Below are 22,582 nucleotides of genomic sequence, written 5' to 3' on the forward strand. Positions count from 1 at the left end.
CAATGGTTACATTTGTAGCGCGTAGATGGTTGTTAGCCGCGAGCGTGACGGCAGCCCTGGCCGCTGCCCCCGCGTTCGCTGCCAAAGATGTGGTGGTTGCCGTCGGCTCCAATTTCACCACGCTCGATCCGTATGACGCCAACGACACGCTCTCTCAGGCGGTGGCGAAATCGTTCTACCAGGGCCTGTTCGGCCTGGATAAAGAGATGAAGCTCAAAAACGTGCTGGCGGAGGGGTACACCGTGTCCGACAACGGGCTGGTCTACACCATCAAGCTCAGAACCGGCGTGAAGTTCCAGGACGGGACAGACTTCAATGCGGAGGCGGTGAAGATTAACCTCGATCGCGCCAGCAATCCTGAAAACAGCCTCAAGCGCTATAACCTTTATAAAAACATCGCCAAAACCGAGGTGGTCGACCCGGCGACGGTAAAAATCACCCTGAAAGAGCCGTTCTCCGCGTTTATCAATATTCTGGCGCATCCGGCAACGGCGATGATTTCCCCTGCCGCGCTGCAGAAATACGCCAAAGAGATCGGTTTCCACCCTGTTGGCACCGGCCCTTACGAACTGCTCACCTGGAACCAGACCGATTTTGTGAAGGTGAAGAAGTTCGCGGGCTACTGGCAGCAGGGGCTGCCGAAGCTGGATACCATCACCTGGCGCCCGGTGGTGGACAACAACACCCGCGCGGCGATGCTGCAAACCGGCGAGGCGCAGTTTGCCTTCCCGATCCCGTATGAGCAGGCCGCCATTTTGCAGAAAAACAGCAAGCTGGAGCTGGTCGCCAGCCCGTCGATCATGCAGCGCTACATCAGCATGAACGTCACGCAAAAGCCGTTCGATAACCCGAAGGTGCGCGAAGCTATTAACTATGCCATTAACCGTCAGGCGCTGGTGAAGGTCGCTTTTGCGGGCTATGCCACCCCGGCCACCGGCGTGCTGCCGCCGGCTATCGCCTATGCGCAAAGCTATCAGCCGTGGCCGTACGATCCGGCTAAAGCGCGCGAGCTGCTGAAAGAGGCGGGCTTCCCGAACGGTTTTAGCACCACGCTGTGGTCGTCGCATAATCACAGCACCGCCCAGAAGGTGCTGCAGTTTACCCAGCAGCAGCTGGCGCAGGTGGGTATCAAGGTACAGGTCACGGCAATGGATGCCGGACAGCGTGCGGCAGAAGTGGAGGGGAAAGGGCAGAAAGAGAGCGGCGTGCGGATGTTCTACACCGGCTGGTCGGCATCGACTGGTGAAGCCGACTGGGCGCTGTCGCCGCTGTTTGCCTCGCAGAACTGGCCGCCAACCCTGTTCAACACCGCGTTCTACAGCAATCCGCAGGTGGACAAAGACCTGGCCGATGCGCTGAAAACCACTAAACCGGACGAGAAAGCTCGTCTCTATAAGGACGCACAGGACATCATCTGGAAAGAGTCGCCGTGGGTGCCGCTGGTGGTGGAGAAACTGGTGTCAGCCCATAACAAAGCGTTAACCGGGTTCTACATCATGCCTGATACGGGCTTTAGCTTTGACGATGCGGATTTAAAATAACGCCCATGCTGAATTATGTTTGTAAACGCCTGCTGGGGCTTATTCCGACGCTGCTGATTGTGGCGGTGCTGGTGTTTTTGTTTGTCCATATGCTGCCGGGCGATCCGGCGCGTCTGGTTGCCGGGCCCGAAGCGGATGCCACGGTCATTGATCTGGTGCGTAAACAGCTGGGTCTTGACCAGCCTCTGTATATGCAGTTTCTGCACTATATAGGCAACGTTCTTCAGGGTGACTTTGGTATCTCGATGGTGTCGCGCCGTCCGGTGTCGGAGGAGATCGCCAGCCGCTTTATGCCGACGTTCTGGTTGACGATTGCCAGCATGAGCTGGGCAGTCGTGTTTGGGCTTGGCGCCGGTATTGTCGCTGCCGTCTGGCGCAACCGCTGGCCGGACAAGCTCGGCATGGCGCTGGCGGTGACCGGCATCTCCTTCCCGGCGTTCGCGCTGGGGATGCTGCTGATGCAGATCTTCTCCGTTGAGCTGGGCTGGCTGCCCACCGTCGGGGCCGATACCTGGAAGCATTACATCCTGCCTTCCATGACGCTTGGGGCTGCCGTGTCGGCCGTGATGGCCCGCTTTACCCGCGCCTCGTTCGTTGACGTGCTGAGCGAAGATTATATTCGCACCGCGCGGGCGAAAGGGGTCAGCGAGAAGTGGGTCATTCTCAAGCACGGGTTCCGCAACGCGATGATCCCGGTGGTGACGATGATGGGGCTGCAGTTTGGCTTCCTGCTGGGCGGCTCTATCGTGGTGGAAAAAGTCTTCAACTGGCCGGGGCTGGGACGCCTGCTGGTCGATTCCGTCGAGATGCGCGACTACCCGGTGATTCAGGCGGAAGTGCTGCTTTTCTCGCTGGAATTTATTCTTATCAATTTAGTGGTGGACGTGCTCTACGCCGCCATTAACCCGGCCATCAGGTATAAGTAAGATGCGATTATTGAACTGGCGACGTCAGGCCGTTTTAAACGCGATGCCGGGGCTAAAACCGGACCACGTCCACACCCCGTGGTCTGAATTCTGGCGGCGTTTTCGCCGTCAGCCGGTCGCGATGACCGCGGGGCTGTTTGTGCTGCTGCTTATTGCAGTGGCGGTGATTGCGCCGTGGGTGGCGCCATTTGATGCGGAAAACTATTTTGACTATGACCGTCTGAACGACGGACCGTCGATGCTGCACTGGTTCGGCGTGGACTCCCTCGGGCGCGATATCTTTAGCCGCGTGCTGGTCGGGGCGCAAATCTCGCTTGCCGCCGGGGTGTTCGCGGTGCTGATCGGCGCGGCCATCGGTACCGTGCTGGGGCTCGTTGCCGGATATTACGAAGGCTGGTGGGACCGCATCATCATGCGCATCTGCGACGTGCTGTTTGCTTTTCCCGGCATTCTGCTGGCGATTGCGGTGGTGGCGATCATGGGCAGCGGCATGGCCAACGTCATCATTGCGGTCGCGGTGTTTTCGATTCCGGCGTTTGCGCGCCTGGTGCGCGGCAACACGCTGGTGCTGAAACAGCAGACCTTTATAGAATCTGCCCGCAGCATGGGGGCCAGCGACGCCACCATCCTGTTCAGCCATATTCTGCCGGGTACGGTGTCGTCCATCGTGGTCTATTTCACCATGCGTATCGGCGTGTCGATTATCTCGGCGGCCAGCCTGTCGTTTTTAGGGTTGGGTGCTCAGCCTCCAACGCCGGAGTGGGGCGCGATGCTGAACGAGGCGAGGGCGGATATGGTGATTGCACCGCACGTGGCGATCTTCCCGAGCCTGGCGATTTTCCTGACCGTGCTGGCGTTTAACCTGTTAGGTGACGGGCTGCGCGACGCGCTGGATCCGAGGATAAAGGGGTAGTGCAGTGAAATATGCCGGGTGGCGGCTACGCCTTACCCGGCCTACAAAAGAGGAGCAGGAAGATTAAACCCGGCTACCCCACAGGTCATACTCGTCCGCGTTTTCAACCTTCACGCGAATAATATCACCCGGCTTAACGCTGGTTTCGCCGTTCAGGTACACCGCACCGTCGATTTCAGGGGCGTCCGCCATGCTGCGGCCAATCGCGCCTTCTTCGTCAACTTCGTCGATAATAACCATGATCTCGCGGCCCACTTTTTCCTGCAGACGCTCGGCAGAAATCTGCTGCTGCAGCTGCATGAAGCGGTTCCAGCGTTCTTCTTTCACCTCTTCCGGCACCTGGTCCGCCAGCTCGTTGGCGGTTGCGCCTTCTACCGGGCTGTACTTGAAGCAGCCGACGCGGTCCAGACGCGCTTCTTTCAGGAAGTCGAGCAGCATCTGGAAGTCTTCTTCGGTTTCACCCGGGAAGCCGACGATGAAGGTGGAGCGCAGCGTCAGATCCGGGCAGATCTCACGCCACTGCTTGATGCGGGCCAGCTGGCGGTCAACGGAGCCAGGGCGCTTCATCAGCTTCAGGATACGCGGGCTCGCGTGCTGCAGCGGGATGTCCAGGTACGGCAGAATTTTGCCTTCCGCCATCAGTGGGATGACATCGTCAACGTGCGGGTACGGGTAGACGTAGTGCAGGCGCGTCCAGATACCGAGTTTGGACAGCTGCTCGCACAGGCCGACCATGCTGGTTTTCACAGGCTCGCCGTTGTGGAAACCGGAGCGGTGCTTCACGTCTACGCCGTAGGCAGAGGTATCCTGGGAGATGACCAGCAGCTCCTTCACGCCCGCGTCGGCAAGACGTTTAGCTTCCGCCAGCACTTCGCCAATCGGACGGCTCACCAGATCGCCACGCATGGATGGGATGATGCAGAAGGTGCAGCGATGGTTACAGCCTTCGGAAATTTTCAGGTACGCGTAGTGGCGCGGCGTCAGCTTCACGCCCTGTTCCGGCACCAGGCTCAGGAACGGGTTATGCTTTGGTTTTGGCACGTAGTGATGAACATGTTGCAGCACCTGCTCGTAGCTGTGCGGGCCGGTAATCTCCAGCACCTTCGGGTGCACTTCGCGGATCTGGTCTTCTTTCGCGCCCAGACAGCCGGTCACGATCACTTTGCCGTTTTCGGTCAGCGCTTCACCGATGGCTTCCAGTGATTCCTGGACCGCGCTGTCGATAAACCCGCAGGTGTTAACGATCACCATATCGGCGTTGTCGTAGCTTGGCACCACGTCATAGCCCTCGGTGCGCAGTTCGGTCAGGATGCGTTCTGAATCCACCAGGTTTTTCGGGCAGCCCAGGGAGACGAAGCCGATTTTCGGCTGGTGCGTAACATTGCTCATAGGTTAAAAATTCATCAATTATGGAGTTATCAGGGCGGGATTTTACAGCGTATCGCGGGGGATTTATACACTCTTTGCAAGGTGGATGCGTCGGGCTGACGTTGTAACATTGTAAATAATGTTAATCAGTTAATAAAAATTGATCCCAGGCATTAAACTGTACAAAAAATGAACTTATCCTGACTATGCACCATGGCTGACAGAGGAGGAAAGAGCATGACCGTTGACAGACTAAAACGCGATCTGCTGAACAAGCTGATCAACGCCCGAATCGACCTGGCCGCGTACCTGCAGTTGAGGAAGGCAAAAGGGTATATGTCAGTCAGCGAAAGCGAACATCTGCGTGATAACCTGTTTGAACTGTGTAATTTCATGCGTGAAAAAGCACCGACCCTGAAGGCGAATTACGGCGAAAGTGAGCTGATCGCGCTGCGCCGCGCCGCTGAGGTGCTCTCCATCGCTGGGGTATGTCTGATGAACGGACGCCACGACTGCCCGAACTTTATCGCCGTAAACGCGGAGAAGCTTGAAAACTGCCTGACAACGCTCTCTCTATGCATCATGTGCCTGAACGAGCACGAGAAGCTTGAACAGCACTGATCCCGGGGGAGGCAACTCCCCCTTCTGCTTAAGCTTTTGTAAAAGTGCTAACGCGCCCGGACGCAGTGGCTAATCTTTATGCCATATGCCGATAAAGGAGTGCGTTATGCCTCGATCCTCGCTGATTTCCCTGCCTGTATTATTCATTCCGTTTTCACTTCTTGCTGCGCCAGAGGCGGTGAAGGTCGAGGTGCTGCAAAACAGACTCGATCACCCCTGGTCCCTGGCGTTTCTGCCGGATAATGACGGGCTGCTGGTGACCCTGAAGGGTGGTCAGCTCAAACGCTGGCAGGCCGGAAAAGGGCTCTCCGATCCGATTGTCGGCGTGCCGAAGGTCTGGGCAAACGGTCAGGGCGGGTTGCTGGATGTGGTGCTTGCCCCGGATTTTGAGAAGTCGCGCCGCGTCTGGCTGAGCTACGCCGAGGCCGGGCATGACGGCAAAGCCGGCACGGCGGTAGGCTATGGCCGCCTGAGCGACGACTATTCCCGCATCGAGGGATTCAAGGTGGCGTTTCGCCAGATGCCGAAACTCTCAACCGGTAACCATTTTGGCGGGCGGCTGGTGTTCGACGGCAAAGGCTCTCTCTTTATTGGACTCGGCGAGAACAATCAGCGTCCGACGGCGCAGGATCTGGATAAATTGCAGGGTAAAGTGGTGCGCCTCACCGAAGACGGGAAAGTCCCGCCGGATAACCCCTTTGTGAATACCCCCGGTGCGCGACCCGAAATCTGGTCTTACGGCATACGCAACCCGCAGGGGATGGCGATGAACCCCTGGAGCGACACGCTCTGGCTGAACGAGCACGGCCCGCGAGGCGGGGATGAGATCAACATTCCGGAGAAAGGAAAAAACTACGGCTGGCCGCTGGCGACGCACGGCATTAACTACAGCGGCCTGAAAATCCCGGAAGCCAAAGGCGAGCACGTTGAGGGAACCGAAAAACCGCTGTTCGTCTGGAAAGTCTCACCCGCGGTGAGTGGCATGGCGTTTTACAACAGCGACGTTTTCCCGCAGTGGAAAAACAAGCTGTTTATCGGCGCGCTGAAGGAGAAGGACGTGATCGTGCTGAGCGTGGACGGCAATAAGGTGACGGAGGACGGGCGAATTCTGGGCGACCGGGACCAGCGTATTCGCGATGTGCGGGTGGGGCCGGATGGGTATCTGTATGTCCTGACCGACGAGACGGACGGGCAGCTGTTGAAAGTCAGCCCGTCCGGCGCGTAATCAGGTGACCGGGATCATTACCACGTTGCGGTACGCCGGGCGATCGCTCAGCTGTTTTAGCCAGCGCTCAAGGTGAGGGCGCGGCGTCCACTTCAGGCCCATATTGGTCAGGTTCCAGACGAACGGCGCCACGGCAATATCGCCCACGCCGAACGCCTCGCCGGAGAACCAGGCGTGCTTCGCCAGCTCGTCATCCATCATCGCAAAAAGATTTTCGCAGGCATCCTGGGCGGCGTGAATTGCGGGATAATCGCGTTCGGCTTCCGGCGTGCGGATAAGTCCCATCAGGATCACGCGGTGGGTTGGAGACAGCGTCTGATTCGCCCAGTCCATCCACTTTTCACCCTGGGCACGCCGGGCGGGGTTTTCAACCCACAGGCGGCCCTGACCGTACTGCGCGGCAAGGTAACGGACAATGGTGTTGGACTCCCAAAGCGTCGCGTCTGTTTCATCATCGCGCAGCAGCGGCACCAGGCCGTTCGGGTTCATGGCCAGATAGTCGGCCTCTTTGTTTACGCCGAACGACATGCCGGCCATGATTTGATTGAACGGTAAATCCAGCTCCTCGAGCGTCCAGAGCACTTTCTTAACGTTGGTCGAGTTGTTCCTGCCCCAAAGCGTAATCATATTTACTCCTGATGAGATGTGAATCCGTGTCAGCTTTCGCCATGGTGAGATAAACCTAACAATTACGCAACAGAAGACAAAAAAATCGTCTGAATCAAAGCGTATCTGAATGTTATTGCATAAACTTTAATAACTTTACCCTCGTTGGGTTTCTTTAACCGTTTTAGTGCGCTATTACTCATCGCTTCTTGCGACACGGTGATGTGACGTAATTTTTGAATGGACACTCGGGTGGCATTTATGACGCGTAAAATGACTTCTCTGCGCAGCCTTGCGACAGGCTCTGCGCTCCTTTTCATGTTTGCACCAACTCTCTACGCAGCTGAGCAGGCTGCGCCCGAAGCGCCGCCTGTGGACGCGCGCGCATGGATCCTGATGGATTATTCCAGCGGTAAAGTGCTGGCGGAAGGTAATGCAGATGAGAAACTCGATCCGGCAAGCCTGACCAAAATCATGACCAGCTATGTGGTCGGCCAGGCGCTGAAAGCGGGCAAGATCAAGCTGGACGATATGGTCACCATCGGGAAGGATGCCTGGGCGACCGGCAACCCGGCGCTGCGGGGATCTTCCGTGATGTTCCTGAAGCCTGGGGATCAGGTCTCCGTTTCCGATCTGAACAAAGGGGTAATTATTCAGTCGGGAAATGATGCGTGCATTGCGCTGGCCGATTATGTTGCCGGCAGCCAGGATTCTTTCATTGGCTTGATGAATGGTTACGCGCAGAAACTGGGCTTAACCAACACCACGTTCAAAACAGTTCACGGTCTGGATTCGCCGGGACAGTTCAGTACCGCGCGCGACATGGCGCTGCTGGGGAAAGCGCTGATCCACGACGTGCCGGATGAATACGCCATCCATAAAGAGAAAGAGTTTACCTTCAATAAAATCCGTCAGCCGAACCGCAACCGACTGTTGTGGAGCAGCAACGTTAACGTGGACGGAATGAAAACCGGCACCACGGCGGGCGCGGGCTATAACCTGGTGGCCTCCGCGACCCAGGGCGACATGCGCCTGATTTCGGTGGTGCTGGGCACCAAAACCGACCGTATTCGCTTTAATGAGTCAGAAAAACTGCTGACGTGGGGCTTCCGCTTCTATGAAACCGTGACGCCGATTAAACCGGATGCCACGTTCGTCAGCCAGCGCGTCTGGTTTGGTGACAAGAGCGAAGTGAACCTGGGTGCGGGTGAGGCGGGCTCGGTGACCATTCCGCGTGGTCAGCTGAAAAACCTGAAGGCCAGCTACACCCTGACCGACCCGCAGCTCACCGCGCCACTGAAAAAAGGTCAGGTAGTCGGGACGATTGATTTCCAGCTAAACGGTAAATCAATTGAACAGCGTCCGTTAATTGTAATGGAAGCGGTCGAAGAGGGCGGCTTCTTCAGCCGGATGTGGGATTTCGTGATGATGAAATTCCACGGGTGGTTCGGCAGCTGGTTCAGCTAAACCTGATGGGTTTTCTCCCTCTCCCTGTGGGAGAGGGCTGGGGTGCGGGCATCAGACCGCACCCTCTTAATACATCAATTTCACCTGCTGCGCCTTCGCGTGGGCCACAATCTCGTCGTCCGGGCGGCAGTCGCTGACGATGGCGTCGAACTGCGCCAGCTCGCCCATTCTTGCCGAACGGACTTTACCAAACTTGCTGTGATCGACCACCAGAACATGGTACTGCGCGGCGCTTAATGCCCAGTGTTTCACCGGCAGCTCTTCCAGGTTAAAGCAGGTTGCGCCCTGGCGCACGTTGACGCCCGCCGCGGAATAAAACGCGATATCCGGGCAGAGATTGCTGAGCGTATCCTGCAGGTTGAGCGGCTTAAAGATGGCGTTGCTGGCGTGAAACTCGCCGCCGCACAGGATCACCCGGCACTCGGGTTTCTCCTGAAGCGCCAGAAAGGTGTTCAGGGAGTAGCACACGGCAGTAAAAGGAATGCTGCTGTCGATGGCCTCGATAATCCACGGCGTGGTGGTGCCGCAATCAAAAAATAGCGTCTGGTGCGGCTGTACCAGCGAGGCTGCAAGCCGGGCGGCTTTGCGTTTCTCTTCCACCAGGCGCGTCTTCTGGTCGCTGATCAGATAATGGCTGGCGCTACGCGGCTCAAGCACAATATACCCGCCCAGCAGCACGACGGGCGCGCTTTCGCTGTTAAGATCCCGACGAATGGTCATCTCTGAGACGCCGAGGAGGTTGGCGGCTTCCTTAAGATGCAGCTTATCGCTGCGCTTCAGCGCCTGTAGCAGCTGAGCAATGCGGTCATCGCGACGTGTTTCCATAGTTCCTCGGGATAAAAAAGTGAACCCACGCAGGGCGGGGGTTCAAGTGTAACCTGTCAGGTTGGGGTTAGTCACGTATCCAGCCTTTGCGGATCGGGATAGCGAAAATGGCGCGATAGAGTGATGACAGCGTGCGGTAGAGCGCTTCACCAAAGAGGCTCCACAGGATAGCCGCGCTCACGCAGCCAATCAGCCCGACCAGGAAGCCGCCCACCATATCCAGCGGCCAGTGGACGCCCAGGTAAACGCGAGACCAGGCGATGGCTACAGCGACCACCATCAGCACCGCACCAGACCACAGGCGATGCCAGAACAGGAAGGCCAGCGCAAAGGTGAAGATCACCGTCCCGTGATCGCTCGGGAACGAGTCATCTGGCGCATGATGCAGGAAGGTATAGCCGACGTGATCGACAAACGGACGATCGTGCGGGAACGCGTGGCCCAGAATGTAGCTCACCAGGACGCTTACGCCGAGAGCCATCGCCACTTTGATTACCAGCTTGCGCTGTGCTTTCACCTGGCTACGAGGCCCCCACAGCCAGAGAATGGCTGCCAGCGCGGGCACGATACCGATCAGGTCTTTTGCCAGAAAGGTGGCAAAGTCGATCATCCACTCGGGCGAGGCCGGTGTGGCGTTGATCAGATAAAACAGCTGATAATTCAGATTCTCTAGCATAGCGTTATCACTCTTTAGCAAACCGGGTGGAAATCAGCCCGTAGACCACCACCTGGGAAAACCAGACCCACCACCCGGCCCACAGGTTGTGAGAGAAAAAATGCGCCCCGCGCATGACCTGACCGAAGCCCATCGCCAGACCTAACACCACGCCCAGCGCGACGAAGCACCAGGCGAGACGCGGACGTTCGCGCCAGAAGGCAAAAAACAGCCCCATCACCATAAAGCCGCTGGAGGCATGACCGCCGGGGAAACAGCGCCCCGGACCGCTGTCAGCAGGAATGGCGCTGAACAGGGGGTAGGACACGGCCTTCCCGCCATATTCCACCAGATCCCACGGACAGCTGTGATGGCTCATGCTTTTCAGCAGGCCTACCACCAGCGCGCCAACGCCCATCAGTAGCGCCGCCGTAACCAGCCTTGCGTTACGCTTGTAGGCGCCGTAAAACAGCGCCACGGCGCCTGAGGCGATGGCAATGTACTTCGCCAGTCGGTGGTTGAGCAGATCCAGCAGGTGGTCTTTCTGCAGCGGAAAGCTCTGCGTCGCCGCGTCATACCAAAAGCCGGTTATCCATCTGTCGAGCGCTTCATTGCGCGATAGCCACGTAAATACCACGGCAAGGGCAATCAGTATGAAAAGCTGATAACCATAAAAGCGGGACGGTAAGCGGTAAAGGCGTTTTGTCTTATTTGTCTGTAACTTAGACAATTCTGAACGGCTGGAGGTAAGTGCCATGATTTGGGGTCGTTGACGAGTAATGGGGCTATCATAAAAGTGTCAACTTAAGGAAACCTTAAACGAAGACGATATGTGCTTTATTTCTGTTTATCCTCGATAAATCACTATCTCGGGCTGCGGCATTTCATTACACTCGTCGCGATTTTGTCATTATAAAGAGATTGCATGTTAAACCGTTCTTCTTCTGGTTCACGTCTGGGTCGTCAGGCGTTGCTTTTCCCTCTGTGTCTGGTGCTCTACGAATTTTCTACCTATATCGGCAACGATATGATCCAGCCCGGTATGCTGGCCGTGGTGGCGCAGTACAACGCCGGAATCGAGTGGGTACCGACCTCCATGACCGCCTATCTGGCCGGCGGCATGTTTTTGCAGTGGCTGTTAGGCCCGCTGTCGGATCGTATTGGCCGCCGTCCGGTGATGCTGACGGGCGTGGTGTGGTTTATCGTCACCTGTCTTGCCACGCTGCTGGCGCAAAACATTGAACAATTTACCCTGCTGCGCTTCCTGCAGGGGGTGAGCCTGTGCTTTATCGGCGCCGTGGGGTATGCCGCCATTCAGGAATCGTTTGAAGAGGCGGTGTGTATCAAAATTACCGCGCTGATGGCGAACGTGGCGCTCATTGCCCCCTTACTCGGGCCGCTGGTGGGTGCCGCGTGGGTGCATATAGCGCCATGGGAAGGGATGTTTGTGCTGTTTGCCGTTCTCGCCGCCATCGCGTTCTTTGGTCTGCACCGGGCGATGCCGGAAACGGCCACCCGCATCGGCGAGAAACTCTCGCTGAAAGAGCTGGGTCGGGACTATAAAGAAGTGCTGAAGAATGGCCGCTTTGTGGCGGGCGCGCTGGCGACCGGGTTTGTTAGCCTGCCGCTGCTGGCGTGGATCGCCCAGTCTCCGGTTATTATCATCAGCGGCGAAAAGCTCAGCAGCTATGAGTATGGTCTGCTGCAGGTGCCGATCTTTGGCGCGCTGATTATCGGCAACCTGGTGCTGGCACGTCTGACGTCACGCCGCACCGTCCGTTCACTGATTATCATGGGCGGCTGGCCGATTGCGGCAGGGTTGATTCTGGCGGCGGTGGCGACCGTCGCGTCATCACACGCTTATCTGTGGATGACGGAGGGACTGAGCATCTACGCCTTCGGGATTGGCGTGGCCAACGCCGGTCTGGTGCGCCTGACGCTGTTTGCCAGCGAGATGAGTAAAGGCACGGTCTCCGCGGCGATGGGGATGCTGCAGATGCTGATTTTTACCGTCGGTATCGAGGTGAGCAAGCATGCCTACGCGATGGGCGGCAACGGGCTGTTCAGCCTGTTTAACCTCGCCAACGGCGTGCTGTGGGTTGCCCTGATGGTGGTGTTCCTGAAAGACAAACGCGTCGGAAACGCCCTGCAACCTTAACTGTTTATTCCCTCTCCCTGTGGGAGAGGGGTAGGGTGAGGGCACCAGACCGCACGGTGTTAATTAAACGGTGCCTCTCCATCCAGCACCTTATCAATCACATCCAGCACGCCTTCATCGTTATTGTGCGGCGCTTCAAAACGCGCCGCCGCTTTGATATGCGGTCTGGCATTCGCCATCGCAAAGCTGAATCCGGACTGGCGCAGCATCTCCACGTCGTTGCCGCTGTCGCCGAAGGCCACCACTTCGCTATCGTCTATGCCCCAGCGCTTTTGCAGGATCCGCAGGCCGTTAGCCTTATGCACGCCGGGTATGATCAGGTCGATACTGCCGTGACCGGTGGTGACGGGCACCATGATGTCACTCAGCTTTTCATGCAGCAGCGCCTGAATACGCGGAATTTCATCGTCAGACACGTTGAGCCCGAACTTGAAGAAAATATCGTTCAGGTTGTCGAAATCGCTGACCATTTCCAGACGGTGATAGTACTTCGCCGCGATACCCTTAAAGCCTTCGTCATAGCACTTCAGCGTGTAGGCGCTGCTCTTCCCGCAGGCGATAATCTCAATGCCGGGAACGTCGCTTAACACGTTCGCAACGGTCTCGAAATGGGCTTTCGACAATTCACCGTTAAAGACGTCTTCACCCTCACTTACGACCCAGCCGCCGTTTTCGGCGACGAATGAAATTTCATGCGCAATCTCCGGGAAAAAGGAGATCAGCTGGTAGAACTGGTTGCCGCTGGCGACCACGAAGCGAATGCCTTGCGCCTTCATGCGGGCGTATTGCGCCAGAAAGCGCGGGCGATTGTAGGTCTTGGCATCGCTGAGGAATGTGCCATCCATGTCGACGGCGATCAGTTTAACGCTCATATCCCTTCTCCAGTGTCGTTTGATTCGTTTCCGGCTTTGCCACCGCGCGCGCCACCAGCGCCGCGATGATGACCAACCCTAACACCACCAGCATGGCGCTGCGCAGTCCGTAGTGCTCGCCGAGGAAGCCGAGCAGCGGCGGCCCGACCAGGAAGGCGAGATAGCCCGTGGTTGCCACCACGCTGACGCGCGTCGGGGCATCCGGGCCGGTATCGCTGGCGGCTGAAATGGTAAGCGGAAAGCCGAGCGACGCACCCAGTCCCCAGAGGATCACCGATACCCCGGCAATCCAGTCCACATCGACAAATATGATCATCGCGATACCCAGGCCGCCCAGCAGGGCGCTGGCGCGCACCACCGCTACGCGGCTGTAGCGGTCGATAAACCAGCCGCCGGTGAAGCGCCCGACGGTCATCCCCAGCGTAAACCCGGCGTAGATCAGCGAGCCGGAGGTCGGGCTAAAGCCGTGACCGTCTACCATCAGCAGCGGCAGCCAGTCGTTGGCGGACCCTTCGGCGAAGGCCATCGCCAGCACCACCACGCCGATCAGCATCAACTGGAAGTCGCGGTAGAAGGGCAGCCCTTTTTCAGCCGAGTGCTGTTCGTCAGCGGAGTTCTTACCTGTACCGTCCGGGATCGCCCGGATGCCGGTCAGAATCGGAATGATGCACACCAGCGCTGCCAGCAGGATATGTAGATTGGCGCTCACGCCAGTGGCCGTCAGCGCCATTCCCACGCCCGCACCGGCCAGCGTGCCGAGGCTGTAAAAACCGTGCATCATCGGCAGCACGGTTTTGTTCATCTCACGCTCGACAGCCGCTCCTTCAACGTTGATGGCAACTTCCGCCGATCCGAAGCTGCCGCCAAATACCGTCAGCCCCAGCGCAAACAGCACCGGTGAGGCAAACCACAGCGCGACGCTGAGCACGATCATCCCGAACACCGCGAAGCACATGGTGGTGCGGATCACCGCCCGCGTACCGAAGCGCTTCACCAGCCACGCGGAGCAGAGGATGCCGCTCATGGAGCCTATCGACAGGCCAAACAGCACGATACCCATCTCAGCTGTAGAGACGGACAAAATGTCGCGAATGGCGGGGGTGCGCGTGGCCCAGGAGGCCATCAGCAGACCGGGAATAAAGAAGAACATAAACAGCGCCCACATGCGGAGCTGCAGGGCTTTGCGGGAAGAGGTCAGCGTCATTGGGGTAGCACCAGAAGTACAACAATAGCGACAACACTAGCAAGTTTGTGTACATTTGTACACAAACCAGGTGAGGAAATGATGAGCAGACCACCCAACGATCCGCATCGCCGGGAGAAAATCCTGCAGGCGACCCTCGACACCATTGCTGAACACGGTATTCACGCCGTCACGCACCGGAAAATCGCCACCTGCGCGGGCGTGCCGCTGGGGTCGATGACCTACTATTTCGACGGTATGGAGCCGCTGCTGGAGGAGGCCTTCACGTGGTTTACCCGCCAGATGTCGCAGCAGTACCGGGATTTCTTCGCGGGCGTCACCGGGCCGGAAATGGCGTGCGAATCCATTACCACTCTGATCCACAGCTCGCAGGTGACGACGCCGCACAACATGGCGCTGATGTATCAGCTTTACGCTTTTATGCACCGCAGCGCGGCGCTCAAAACGGTGATGCAGGACTGGATGAAGATGAGCCAGACAACGCTCGAGCAGTGGTTCGACCCGGTCACCACCCGCGCGCTGGATGCCTTTATTGAAGGAATGACGCTGCACTACGTCACCGACCGGGCGCCGCTATCCCGCGAAGAGATCCGGGCGATGGTGGGGAGAATTGCGGGCGAGGGGAACCCTTAGGTATCGCTCGCCCTGCCAGTTTTACCTGCGCTCGATTTTATTCCCGCTGGCGTCAACCACCGCTTCGCCATCTTCTTTCGTAAATGCCCCTTTCTGTGCGTCCGGCAGGATGTCGAGGACGACTTCAGACGGGCGGCACAGGCGAGTGCCCAGCGGCGTCACGACGATCGGACGGTTAATCAGAATCGGGTGTTGCAGCATAAAATCGATAAGCTGGTCGTCGGTGAAGCTGTCTTTGGCCAGGCCGAGCTGTTCGTAGGGCTCCACGTTTTTACGCAGCAGATCCCGCACCGAGATCCCCATATCGGCAATCAGGGTTGTCAGCTTATCGCGCGACGGCGGGGTTTCCAGATAGTGGATAATCTCTGGCTCCGTACCGCTGTTGCGGATCATCTCCAGCGTGTTGCGCGACGTGCCGCAGGCGGGGTTGTGGTAGATAGTGATGTGGCTCATATCAGTGGCTCATTACAGTGTGAAGGAGAGACGTAGCGCCAGCGCGGCGAGCGTCACAAACAGGACCGGCAGCGTCATAATGATGCCCGTCCGGAAGTAGTAGCCCCAGCTAATCGTCATGTTTTTCTGCGCCAGCACGTGAAGCCAGAGCAGGGTGGCAAGGCTGCCGATAGGCGTGATTTTCGGCCCCAAATCGCAGCCAATCACGTTGGCGTAAATCATTGCTTCCTTAATCAGTCCTGTCACCGTACTGCCCTCAATGGAGAGCGCGCCAATCAGCACCGTGGGCATGTTGTTCATTATGGATGACAGAAACGCGGTGATGAACCCGGTTCCCAGCGTGGTGGCCCACAGCCCTTGCCCGGCCAGGCTATTCAGTACGCCTGAGAGATATTCCGTCAGCCCGGCATTGCGCAGGCCATACACCACCAGATACATCCCCAGCGAGAAGATCACGATCTGCCACGGTGCGCCGCGCAGCACTTTTCCGGTATTAATTGCATGTCCGCGTTTTGCAACGGCAAACAAAACCAGCGCGCCCGCAGTCGCGATGGCGCTGACCGGAATACCCAGCGGCTCCAGCACAAAGAAACCGACGAGAAGAAGGAGCAGCACGATCCAGCCCGTTCTGAAGGTCGGGAGGTCGTGAATGGCCCGCGCGGGCTCGCGGAGTTTTGCCAGGTCATATTCCGGGGGAATTTCCTTGCGGAAGAACAGATGCAGCATCACCAGCGTTGCGGCAATCGCGGCGATATCAACGGGAATCATCACCGAAGCGTATTCGCTGAACCCCAGCGTGAAGAAGTCTGCGGAGACAATGTTGACCAGGTTCGACACAATCAGCGGCAGGCTGGCGGTATCGGCGATAAAACCTGCCGCCATCACAAACGCCAGCGTGGCCCGCTTGCTGAACCCCAGGGCCAGCAGCATGGCGATAACGATAGGGGTCAGGATCAGCGCCGCACCGTCATTGGCAAACAGCGCCGCGACGGCTGCGCCCAGCAGCACGATATACGTAAACAGCAATCGTCCGCGGCCGTTCCCCCAGCGGGCAACGTGCAGTGCCGCCCACTCGAAAAAGCCGGACTCATCCAGCAGCAGGCTGATAATGATGACGGCGATAAACGTTGCCGTGGCGTTCCAGACGATATTCCACACAACCGGAATATCGTTTACGTGAATAACGCCGCTGGCGAGCGCCAGTACGGCACCAATAGTCGCGCTCCAGCCGATGCTGAGCCCTTTGGGCTGCCAGATGACCAGTACCAGCGTAAACAGAAAAATAGCCCCTGCCAGAAACATCTGTTACTCCGTTATATCTGTTTTTGTGAATGTTTTTTGCTTAGCACAAGCCCGGAAGTCGGTTTTTCAGCTTCATGCGCGTCTCTTCCCGCAGGCAGTTCCAGCTGGTGTCGATAATCGTTGCCGCCCACGCGGGCATGTTGGGAGAGAGACGGTAATAAACCCACTTACCCTCACGACGGTCGATAACCAGCCCGGACTCGCGCAGCAGCGCCATATGGCGGGAGACCTTCGGCTGCGATTCGGCGGTTGCGGCGCAGAGATCGCAGACGCACAGCTCGCCCGCTTCGCGGAGCAGCATGGCGATGGCGAGCCGCGTTTCGTCAGAGAGGGTTTTGAAGAGCTGGAGCGGGTGGAGCATGGATGTTCCTGAAGGTGTGATTTTATATGCGTTTAATCATATATGTTTTAATGGCTGGAGAGAAGGTGAAATTGAGTAAGGGGAATTTCAGGCAACAAAAAACCCATCAACCTTGAACCAAAACGGCGGGGTTGATGGGCTCCACAAATTGGGGACATCAAAGAAAAGCAGTGGCACTAGTTATGACTGCCCCCTGATAAAAAAGTTCTGCGCGTAACAAAAATATTTTCCGCTACGCGCATTCTTAGGAGTTATCCGAGTCCGGGCCAGATGATGATAATCAGCGTACCCGCCAGCGTCAGCAGCACGTTAGCGATAGCATACGTGCCCGCATAGCCCAGCGCCGGGATGTTGCTGCGCGCGGTATCGCTGATGATTTCCATAGCAGGCGCACAGGTACGCGCCCCCATCATCGCCCCAAAGAGCAGGGCGCGGTTCATGCGCAGCACGTAGGCACCGAACAGGAAGCAGATCACCACCGGTACCAGGCTGACGATAAGTCCGGAAACCAACATCTGCCAGCCGACGGCGCCGAGGCTGTGACCAATGCCGCTGCCCGCGCTTAAGCCCACGCCCGCCATAAAGACCATCAGACCGAACTCTTTCACCATGTTCAGCGCGCCCTGCGGAATGTAGCCGAAGGTAGGATGGTTCGCTCGCAGGAAGCCTAGCATGATCCCGGCGAACAGCAGCCCGGCGGCGTTACCGATGCCGAAGCTAAAGTTGCTGAACTGGAAGGTGATCATCCCGATCATCAGGCCAACGATAAAGAAGGCGCAGAAGGCCAGCAGGTCGGTGACCTGGCTGTGAATGGAGATAAAGCCGATGCGGTCGGCCACGGTTTTCACGCGTCGGGCGTCGCCGCTGACCTGCAGCACGTCGCCTTTGTTGAGCACCACGTTGTCGTCGATAGGCATCTCAATCTGACTGCGGATCACGCGGTTGAGGAAGCAGCCGTGGTCGGTCAGCTTCAGCTGCGCCAGGCGGCGGCCCACGGCATTATGGTTTTTCACCACGATCTCTTCGGTGACGATGCGCATGTCGAGCAGGTCGCGGTCGAACACCTCTTTGCCGTTACGGAAGCTCGGGTCGAGACGGGCGTGGGCGTCCGGGTAACCCACCAGCGCGATGTCGTCGCCCATCTGCAGCACCGCGTCGCCGTCCGGGTTCGCCAGAATGCCGTTGCGGCGGATACGTTCGATATAGCAGCCCGTCTGGCGGTAAATTCCCAGCTCGCGCAGATTTTTGCCGTCTGCCCATGCCACCAGCTCTGGCCCAACGCGATAGGCGCGGATCACCGGGAGATAGACTTTACGTTTGGAATCGGTATCCAGACCGCGCTCGCGGGCGATTTGCTGGGCGCTGGTCTGCAGATCCTGATGCTGCAGTTTTGGCAGATAGCGTGCGCCGACAATCAGGCTCACCAGACCAATCAGATAGGTCAGGGCATAGCCCAGGCTCAGGTGGTCGAGTGCGGCAGAAAGCTGTGCGCCGGCCATGCCGGAATGACGAAGGGTATCACCGGCACCCACCAGCACCGGGGTGGAGGTCATCGAACCTGCCAGCATACCGGCCGTTAACCCGATATCCCAGCCAAACAGTTTACCCAGTCCTAACGCGATCAGCAGCGCGCTGCCGACCATCACCAGCGCCAGCATCAGATAATTTTTGCCGTCGCGGAAGAAAATTGAAAAAAAGTTCGGTCCCGCTTCCACGCCAACACAAAAAATAAACAGCATAAAACCTAAGTTGAGCGCGTCCGTGTTAATGCTGAAGTGCTGTTGACCTAATAATAAGGAGACGACTAAAACGCCAATGGAATTACCAAGTTGAACTGAACCCAGGCGCAATTTACCCAGGCAAAGGCCCAGCGCCAGTACCACAAATAATAACAGGATGTAATTCCCATTTAACAAGTCTGCGACGTTTATATTCACGGAGGCTAACTTCTTGTTTACCAGTAAGTTGTTGAATGAAAGGACTATTTGGGCTACTGTTTTCTGGGTCAGGGAAAGGCGTTAACGCTCCCTGTTTCCTGCTTTATTCCCTAAAACATTAGCTGGCGTGTAGTTTAATCGCATTAGCTACTGACAGCTACCTATTATCGCATCACCCTGTGCGTACTTTGGCAAGGATTGCCGCATTGCTTTATCTGACCGGGCGTCTACCCGACGAAGCTGTATTTGATAGAGATAAGTCAGGAGGATAGTTTGAACATTAAACGAAACTGGGCGGGGGTGATCAGCTGCTTTTTGCTGTTTACCGTCGTGTGCATGTCGCTCGCTTTTAACCTGAAAGGGGCATTCAGGGCTGCAGGACACCCGGAGCTGGGGCTGCTCTTTTTTACCCTGCCGGGAGCGGCAGCCAGTTTTCTTTCCCGTAAAGGGGAAGTGGTCAAGCCGCTAATTGGCGCCATGCTGGCGGCACCGCTCTGTCTGCTGCTGATGCGCATGCTGTATGTTTCAACGCGAAGTTTCTGGCAGGAGCTGGCGTGGTTGATGAGCGCCGTATTCTGGTGCGCCCTTGGCGCGCTCTGCTACTTATTTGTGCGCAGTCTGCTTCAACGCCGACGGCACCACAAATAAAAACGCCCTCTCGGTGAGGGCGTCCTTTCATTACTGGGCAGCAAACAGGCCCAGGTGCTCTTTGGCGTAAGCTTCGAAGTCCGTGCAGCCGCCGATGTGTTTCTGATCGAGGAAGATCTGCGGTACGGTTTCAACCGGCTTACCGACGGTTTTTTCGAGATCCGCTTTCGTGATGCCTTCCGCGTGGATATCCACGTAGCGGAAGTTGAAGTCATCGCGCTCTTCGGTCAGTTTCTCAGCCAGCTCTTTCGCGCGTACACAGTATGGGCACCCTGGACGACCAAAAATTACTGCAAACATTTCTCTCTCCTCAAAAAACAAGCCTGACGGCGAATGACACGTATAGTGCCCCATAACCTGTCGTCATAAAAGAAGGTTTCGCCTGTCGTTATAATATCTATGAGCTATGTTTCGCCAATTACACCGCGCATATCATTGCCTATACTGGCTGCCATACGTATTAAGCAAGACAAAGAGAGACAAGATGACGCCAACCATAGACCTGCTCCTTTCCCATCGTTCCATTCGCCACTTCACCGATGAGCCGATTACCGATGCGCAGCGCGAAGCGATTATTAACAGCGCAAGGGCGACTTCAAGTTCCAGCTTCCTGCAGTGCAGCTCCATTATCCGCATTACCGACCCGGCCATGCGTGAACAGCTGGTGACGCTGACCGGCGGGCAGAAGCATGTGGCTCAGGCAGCCGAGTTCTGGGTATTCTGCGCCGACTTTAACCGCCACCTGCAGATCTGCCCTGAGGCCGAGCTCGGGCTGGCCGAACAGCTGCTGTTGGGCGTGGTGGATACCGCGCTGATGGCGCAAAACGCCTTTACGGCGGCGGAGTCGCTGGGATTAGGCGGCGTCTACATCGGAGGCCTGCGTAACAACATTCAAAGTGTGACGGACCTGCTGAAGCTGCCAAAACACGTGCTGCCGCTGTTTGGCCTGTGCCTCGGCTGGCCGGCGGATAACCCGGATTTGAAGCCGCGCATTCCTGCGGCGATGCTGGTGCATGAAAACCACTATCAGCCGGTCGATCAGGACGTCCTGAATCAATACGATGAAGAGCTGGCGAACTACTACCTGACGCGCGGCAGCAATAACCGTCGCGACACCTGGACTGACCATATTCGCCGCACCATCATTAAAGAAAATCGCCCGTTTATTCTTGATTATCTGCACAAACAGGGCTGGGCTACGCGATAGTCCATTTATCCTGCGCCTGCCTGCGTATATGATACGCAGGCTTTTTCCATGTCTTCAGAGAGGTGCAGGGTGAAAATTGCCATATTGTCCCGGGATGGAACGCTCTATTCATGTAAGCGTCTTCGAGAAGCGGCGGCGAAACGTGGACATCAGGTTGAGATCCTCGACCCGATGTCCTGCTATATGAACATTGACCCTGCCGCCTCGTCGATTCACTACAAAGGCCGCAAGCTGCCGCACTTTGATGCGGTGATCCCCCGCATCGGCTCCCAGATAACCTTTTACGGCACCGCTGCATTGCGCCAGTTCGAGATGCTGGGCAGCTATCCGCTCAACGAATCCGTCGCCATTTCACGCGCCCGCGACAAGCTGCGCTCGCTGCAGCTGCTCGCGCGCCAGGGGATCGATCTTCCCGTCACCGGGATTGCCCATTCACCGGACGACACCAGCGATCTGATCGACATGGTGGGCGGTGCCCCTTTGGTGATCAAGCTGGTGGAAGGCACACAGGGCATTGGCGTGGTGCTGGCGGAGACGCGTCAGGCAGCGGAGAGCGTGATTGACGCCTTCCGCGGGCTGAATGCCCATATTCTGGTGCAGGAGTACATTGAAGAGGCCAAAGGGCGCGACATCCGGTGTTTCGTGGTGGGAAACGAGGTGGTGGCGGCCATCGAGCGCCAGGCCAAAGAGGGCGATTTCCGCTCTAACCTTCACCGCGGCGGCATTGCCAGAATCGCCGATATCAGCGACCAGGAGCGGGAAATTGCCGTCAAAGCGGCGCAGACTTTGGGGCTGGACGTGGCAGGCGTAGACCTGCTACGGGCGACGCGAGGGCCACTGGTTATGGAAGTGAACGCCTCGCCGGGGCTTGAAGGCGTGGAAAAAACCACAGGGGTCGATATTGCGGGTAAAATGATCTTATGGATCGAGCGTCATGCGACGCCGGGCTACTGTCTGAAAACGGGTGGTTAAATGGATTACCGCGCGCTTTTTAAGTACCCTATGCGAAGTTTTTATTAAAGAGGCTGCAACGCGATGGATTTACAGGTCGTACCTACACTGGATACGTTACGTCAATGGCTTGATGATGCCGGAATTACGTTTTTCGAATGCGATTCCTGCCAGGCGCTGCATCTGCCTCATATGCAGAATTTCGACGGCATTTTCGATGCCAAAATCGATCTGATTAACGACGTGATTCTTTTCTCCGCGCTGGCCGAAGTGAAGCCCTCTGCGCTGCTGGCGCTGGCTTCCGACCTGTCGGCGATTAACGCCAGTTCTTTGACGGTGAAAGCATTTCTCGACATACAGGATGATAATCTGCCAAAACTGGTCGTTTGCCAGTCTTTATTCTCCGGAGCCGGGCTGTCATTCAAGCAGTTCTCATGGTTTATGCGCCTGAGCGAAGAGCAAATTTCGATGGTCATGATGGAAGCCAATGCACACCATCTGCTGTATAGCGCGGAAGATGATGCAGAGAATAATGATGCATCTCCCAATTTTCTTCACTAAGCCTGTCTGACTTTTGCGCAGTCGCTGCCATAGCGGCTGCAGAAGGCCATTTTTTCTGCTGCTTTTAACCTTTCTTTAAAGAATTATTCACCTCCCTGAAGGCCGTTTCGGCTTATCACGTAGACTTAACCTGCATAAAAAATTGATA

24 protein-coding genes are annotated in these 22,582 nt (G+C 57.1%); 12 read left to right on the top strand and 12 right to left on the bottom strand.

The window, feature by feature from the left end; genetic code table 11:
* Window positions 1–2: 2 nt before the first annotated feature.
* Genes gsiB through gsiD form a run of 3 tightly spaced genes read left to right on the top strand, consistent with a single transcriptional unit; the run spans window position 3 to window position 3,380 of the window.
* Window positions 3–1,541, top strand: coding sequence for a glutathione ABC transporter substrate-binding protein GsiB (gsiB, locus tag LRM19_RS02815; RefSeq protein WP_271367270.1), 1,539 nt, complete (start codon window positions 3–5; stop codon window positions 1,539–1,541).
* A 5-nt stretch (window positions 1,542–1,546) separates the two neighbouring features.
* Complete coding sequence (gsiC, locus tag LRM19_RS02820; protein WP_127730177.1) at window positions 1,547–2,467, top strand: glutathione ABC transporter permease GsiC; 921 nt, start codon at window positions 1,547–1,549, stop codon at window positions 2,465–2,467.
* 1 nt (window position 2,468) lies between these two features.
* Window positions 2,469–3,380, top strand: a complete 912-nt coding sequence (gene gsiD, locus LRM19_RS02825; protein ID WP_115874579.1) for a glutathione ABC transporter permease GsiD — start codon at window positions 2,469–2,471, stop codon at window positions 3,378–3,380.
* A gap of 63 nt (window positions 3,381–3,443) precedes the next feature.
* Here gsiD and rimO read toward each other — a convergent pair whose 3' ends face one another.
* Entirely contained in the window at window positions 3,444–4,769 is a 1,326-nt protein-coding gene (gene rimO, locus LRM19_RS02830; RefSeq protein WP_023335043.1) for a 30S ribosomal protein S12 methylthiotransferase RimO, read from the bottom strand.
* Window positions 4,770–4,985: 216 nt separating this feature from the next.
* On the opposite strand from rimO, the gene bssR reads away from it, so the two are divergent.
* Both bssR and LRM19_RS02840 read left to right on the top strand, forming a co-directional pair.
* Window positions 4,986–5,369, top strand: coding sequence for a biofilm formation regulator BssR (gene bssR / locus LRM19_RS02835; RefSeq protein WP_111963863.1), 384 nt, complete (start codon window positions 4,986–4,988; stop codon window positions 5,367–5,369).
* Between the two features lie 106 nt (window positions 5,370–5,475).
* A complete protein-coding gene (locus tag LRM19_RS02840; protein WP_115874580.1) occupies window positions 5,476–6,594 on the top strand; it encodes a PQQ-dependent sugar dehydrogenase in 1,119 nt (372 codons plus the stop codon).
* Here the strand turns inward: LRM19_RS02840 and LRM19_RS02845 are convergent, their stop codons facing one another.
* On the bottom strand, window positions 6,595–7,221 hold the full coding sequence (locus LRM19_RS02845; RefSeq protein WP_111963865.1) for a glutathione S-transferase family protein: 627 nt from the start codon (window positions 7,219–7,221) through the stop codon (window positions 6,595–6,597).
* Window positions 7,222–7,461: 240 nt separating this feature from the next.
* Here LRM19_RS02845 and dacC point away from each other — a divergent pair, with 240 nt between their 5' ends.
* On the top strand, window positions 7,462–8,667 hold the full coding sequence (gene dacC / locus LRM19_RS02850) for a serine-type D-Ala-D-Ala carboxypeptidase (RefSeq protein WP_111963928.1): 1,206 nt from the start codon (window positions 7,462–7,464) through the stop codon (window positions 8,665–8,667).
* Window positions 8,668–8,733: 66 nt separating this feature from the next.
* Here dacC and deoR read toward each other — a convergent pair whose 3' ends face one another.
* The 3 genes from deoR to LRM19_RS02865 form a co-directional block, all read right to left on the bottom strand.
* Complete coding sequence (deoR, locus tag LRM19_RS02855) at window positions 8,734–9,492, bottom strand: DNA-binding transcriptional repressor DeoR (RefSeq protein ID WP_008503427.1); 759 nt, start codon at window positions 9,490–9,492, stop codon at window positions 8,734–8,736.
* 67 nt (window positions 9,493–9,559) lie between these two features.
* Entirely contained in the window at window positions 9,560–10,168 is a 609-nt protein-coding gene (gene ybjG, locus LRM19_RS02860) for an undecaprenyl-diphosphate phosphatase (RefSeq protein WP_111963866.1), read from the bottom strand.
* A 7-nt stretch (window positions 10,169–10,175) separates the two neighbouring features.
* Window positions 10,176–10,904, bottom strand: coding sequence for a phosphatase PAP2 family protein (locus LRM19_RS02865; RefSeq protein ID WP_271367274.1), 729 nt, complete (start codon window positions 10,902–10,904; stop codon window positions 10,176–10,178).
* A 168-nt stretch (window positions 10,905–11,072) separates the two neighbouring features.
* Here LRM19_RS02865 and LRM19_RS02870 point away from each other — a divergent pair, with 168 nt between their 5' ends.
* Complete coding sequence (locus LRM19_RS02870; RefSeq protein ID WP_271367277.1) at window positions 11,073–12,305, top strand: MFS transporter; 1,233 nt, start codon at window positions 11,073–11,075, stop codon at window positions 12,303–12,305.
* Window positions 12,306–12,364: 59 nt separating this feature from the next.
* On the opposite strand, the gene LRM19_RS02875 is transcribed toward LRM19_RS02870, so the two are convergent.
* Window positions 12,365–13,177 carry a Cof-type HAD-IIB family hydrolase gene (locus LRM19_RS02875; protein ID WP_127730186.1) on the bottom strand — a complete coding sequence of 271 codons (813 nt, stop codon included), beginning with the start codon at window positions 13,175–13,177 and terminating at the stop codon, window positions 12,365–12,367.
* Complete coding sequence (locus LRM19_RS02880; protein ID WP_127730188.1) at window positions 13,167–14,381, bottom strand: MFS transporter; 1,215 nt, start codon at window positions 14,379–14,381, stop codon at window positions 13,167–13,169. Before LRM19_RS02880 ends, LRM19_RS02875 begins: the two co-directional genes overlap by 11 nt.
* 81 nt (window positions 14,382–14,462) lie before the next feature.
* On the opposite strand from LRM19_RS02880, the gene LRM19_RS02885 reads away from it, so the two are divergent.
* A complete protein-coding gene (locus tag LRM19_RS02885; RefSeq protein ID WP_111963929.1) occupies window positions 14,463–15,014 on the top strand; it encodes a TetR/AcrR family transcriptional regulator in 552 nt (183 codons plus the stop codon).
* A gap of 21 nt (window positions 15,015–15,035) precedes the next feature.
* Here LRM19_RS02885 and arsC read toward each other — a convergent pair whose 3' ends face one another.
* The 4 genes from arsC to LRM19_RS02905 form a co-directional block, all read right to left on the bottom strand.
* Complete coding sequence (arsC, locus tag LRM19_RS02890; protein ID WP_271367278.1) at window positions 15,036–15,467, bottom strand: glutaredoxin-dependent arsenate reductase; 432 nt, start codon at window positions 15,465–15,467, stop codon at window positions 15,036–15,038.
* A 12-nt stretch (window positions 15,468–15,479) separates the two neighbouring features.
* Window positions 15,480–16,769 carry an arsenic transporter gene (locus LRM19_RS02895; protein ID WP_115874586.1) on the bottom strand — a complete coding sequence of 430 codons (1,290 nt, stop codon included), beginning with the start codon at window positions 16,767–16,769 and terminating at the stop codon, window positions 15,480–15,482.
* A 40-nt stretch (window positions 16,770–16,809) separates the two neighbouring features.
* Window positions 16,810–17,130 carry a metalloregulator ArsR/SmtB family transcription factor gene (locus tag LRM19_RS02900; RefSeq protein WP_115874587.1) on the bottom strand — a complete coding sequence of 107 codons (321 nt, stop codon included), beginning with the start codon at window positions 17,128–17,130 and terminating at the stop codon, window positions 16,810–16,812.
* A gap of 251 nt (window positions 17,131–17,381) precedes the next feature.
* Entirely contained in the window at window positions 17,382–19,067 is a 1,686-nt protein-coding gene (locus LRM19_RS02905; protein ID WP_111963874.1) for an aspartate:alanine antiporter, read from the bottom strand.
* A gap of 273 nt (window positions 19,068–19,340) precedes the next feature.
* On the opposite strand from LRM19_RS02905, the gene LRM19_RS02910 reads away from it, so the two are divergent.
* Window positions 19,341–19,715 carry an inner membrane protein YbjM gene (locus tag LRM19_RS02910; protein ID WP_111963875.1) on the top strand — a complete coding sequence of 125 codons (375 nt, stop codon included), beginning with the start codon at window positions 19,341–19,343 and terminating at the stop codon, window positions 19,713–19,715.
* A 30-nt stretch (window positions 19,716–19,745) separates the two neighbouring features.
* Here the strand turns inward: LRM19_RS02910 and LRM19_RS02915 are convergent, their stop codons facing one another.
* Complete coding sequence (locus LRM19_RS02915; protein ID WP_006809455.1) at window positions 19,746–20,015, bottom strand: GrxA family glutaredoxin; 270 nt, start codon at window positions 20,013–20,015, stop codon at window positions 19,746–19,748.
* A 184-nt stretch (window positions 20,016–20,199) separates the two neighbouring features.
* Here LRM19_RS02915 and nfsA point away from each other — a divergent pair, with 184 nt between their 5' ends.
* The 3 genes from nfsA (at window position 20,200) to LRM19_RS02930 (ending at window position 22,434) form a co-directional block, all read left to right on the top strand.
* The gene (gene nfsA / locus LRM19_RS02920; RefSeq protein WP_111963876.1) at window positions 20,200–20,922 is read left to right on the top strand and encodes a nitroreductase NfsA; all 723 of its coding nucleotides are present in this window, start codon (window positions 20,200–20,202) and stop codon (window positions 20,920–20,922) included.
* A gap of 69 nt (window positions 20,923–20,991) precedes the next feature.
* Complete coding sequence (gene rimK, locus LRM19_RS02925) at window positions 20,992–21,894, top strand: 30S ribosomal protein S6--L-glutamate ligase (protein WP_111963877.1); 903 nt, start codon at window positions 20,992–20,994, stop codon at window positions 21,892–21,894.
* Window positions 21,895–21,957: 63 nt separating this feature from the next.
* On the top strand, window positions 21,958–22,434 hold the full coding sequence (locus LRM19_RS02930) for a YbjN domain-containing protein (RefSeq protein WP_014169308.1): 477 nt from the start codon (window positions 21,958–21,960) through the stop codon (window positions 22,432–22,434).
* Window positions 22,435–22,582: the final 148 nt, after the last annotated feature.

It is taken from the genome of Enterobacter sp. PI-10 (assembly GCF_027947695.1).
In the GTDB taxonomy this organism is placed as follows: domain Bacteria; phylum Pseudomonadota; class Gammaproteobacteria; order Enterobacterales; family Enterobacteriaceae; genus Enterobacter; species Enterobacter vonholyi.

What these genes read in the sequence shown, in the direction of transcription:
- gsiB (WP_271367270.1), top strand. Translation starts at nt 3, where the DNA reads ATGGTTACATTTGTAGCGCGTAGATGGTTGTTAGCCGCGAGCGTGACG.
- gsiC (WP_127730177.1), top strand. Translation starts at nt 1,547, where the DNA reads ATGCTGAATTATGTTTGTAAACGCCTGCTGGGGCTTATTCCGACGCTG.
- gsiD (WP_115874579.1), top strand. Translation starts at nt 2,469, where the DNA reads ATGCGATTATTGAACTGGCGACGTCAGGCCGTTTTAAACGCGATGCCG.
- rimO (WP_023335043.1), bottom strand. Translation starts at nt 4,769, where the DNA reads ATGAGCAATGTTACGCACCAGCCGAAAATCGGCTTCGTCTCCCTGGGC.
- bssR (WP_111963863.1), top strand. Translation starts at nt 4,986, where the DNA reads ATGACCGTTGACAGACTAAAACGCGATCTGCTGAACAAGCTGATCAAC.
- LRM19_RS02840 (WP_115874580.1), top strand. Translation starts at nt 5,476, where the DNA reads ATGCCTCGATCCTCGCTGATTTCCCTGCCTGTATTATTCATTCCGTTT.
- LRM19_RS02845 (WP_111963865.1), bottom strand. Translation starts at nt 7,221, where the DNA reads ATGATTACGCTTTGGGGCAGGAACAACTCGACCAACGTTAAGAAAGTG.
- dacC (WP_111963928.1), top strand. Translation starts at nt 7,462, where the DNA reads ATGACGCGTAAAATGACTTCTCTGCGCAGCCTTGCGACAGGCTCTGCG.
- deoR (WP_008503427.1), bottom strand. Translation starts at nt 9,492, where the DNA reads ATGGAAACACGTCGCGATGACCGCATTGCTCAGCTGCTACAGGCGCTG.
- ybjG (WP_111963866.1), bottom strand. Translation starts at nt 10,168, where the DNA reads ATGCTAGAGAATCTGAATTATCAGCTGTTTTATCTGATCAACGCCACA.
- LRM19_RS02865 (WP_271367274.1), bottom strand. Translation starts at nt 10,904, where the DNA reads ATGGCACTTACCTCCAGCCGTTCAGAATTGTCTAAGTTACAGACAAAT.
- LRM19_RS02870 (WP_271367277.1), top strand. Translation starts at nt 11,073, where the DNA reads ATGTTAAACCGTTCTTCTTCTGGTTCACGTCTGGGTCGTCAGGCGTTG.
- LRM19_RS02875 (WP_127730186.1), bottom strand. Translation starts at nt 13,177, where the DNA reads ATGAGCGTTAAACTGATCGCCGTCGACATGGATGGCACATTCCTCAGC.
- LRM19_RS02880 (WP_127730188.1), bottom strand. Translation starts at nt 14,381, where the DNA reads ATGACGCTGACCTCTTCCCGCAAAGCCCTGCAGCTCCGCATGTGGGCG.
- LRM19_RS02885 (WP_111963929.1), top strand. Translation starts at nt 14,463, where the DNA reads ATGAGCAGACCACCCAACGATCCGCATCGCCGGGAGAAAATCCTGCAG.
- arsC (WP_271367278.1), bottom strand. Translation starts at nt 15,467, where the DNA reads ATGAGCCACATCACTATCTACCACAACCCCGCCTGCGGCACGTCGCGC.
- LRM19_RS02895 (WP_115874586.1), bottom strand. Translation starts at nt 16,769, where the DNA reads ATGTTTCTGGCAGGGGCTATTTTTCTGTTTACGCTGGTACTGGTCATC.
- LRM19_RS02900 (WP_115874587.1), bottom strand. Translation starts at nt 17,130, where the DNA reads ATGCTCCACCCGCTCCAGCTCTTCAAAACCCTCTCTGACGAAACGCGG.
- LRM19_RS02915 (WP_006809455.1), bottom strand. Translation starts at nt 20,015, where the DNA reads ATGTTTGCAGTAATTTTTGGTCGTCCAGGGTGCCCATACTGTGTACGC.
- nfsA (WP_111963876.1), top strand. Translation starts at nt 20,200, where the DNA reads ATGACGCCAACCATAGACCTGCTCCTTTCCCATCGTTCCATTCGCCAC.
- LRM19_RS02930 (WP_014169308.1), top strand. Translation starts at nt 21,958, where the DNA reads ATGGATTTACAGGTCGTACCTACACTGGATACGTTACGTCAATGGCTT.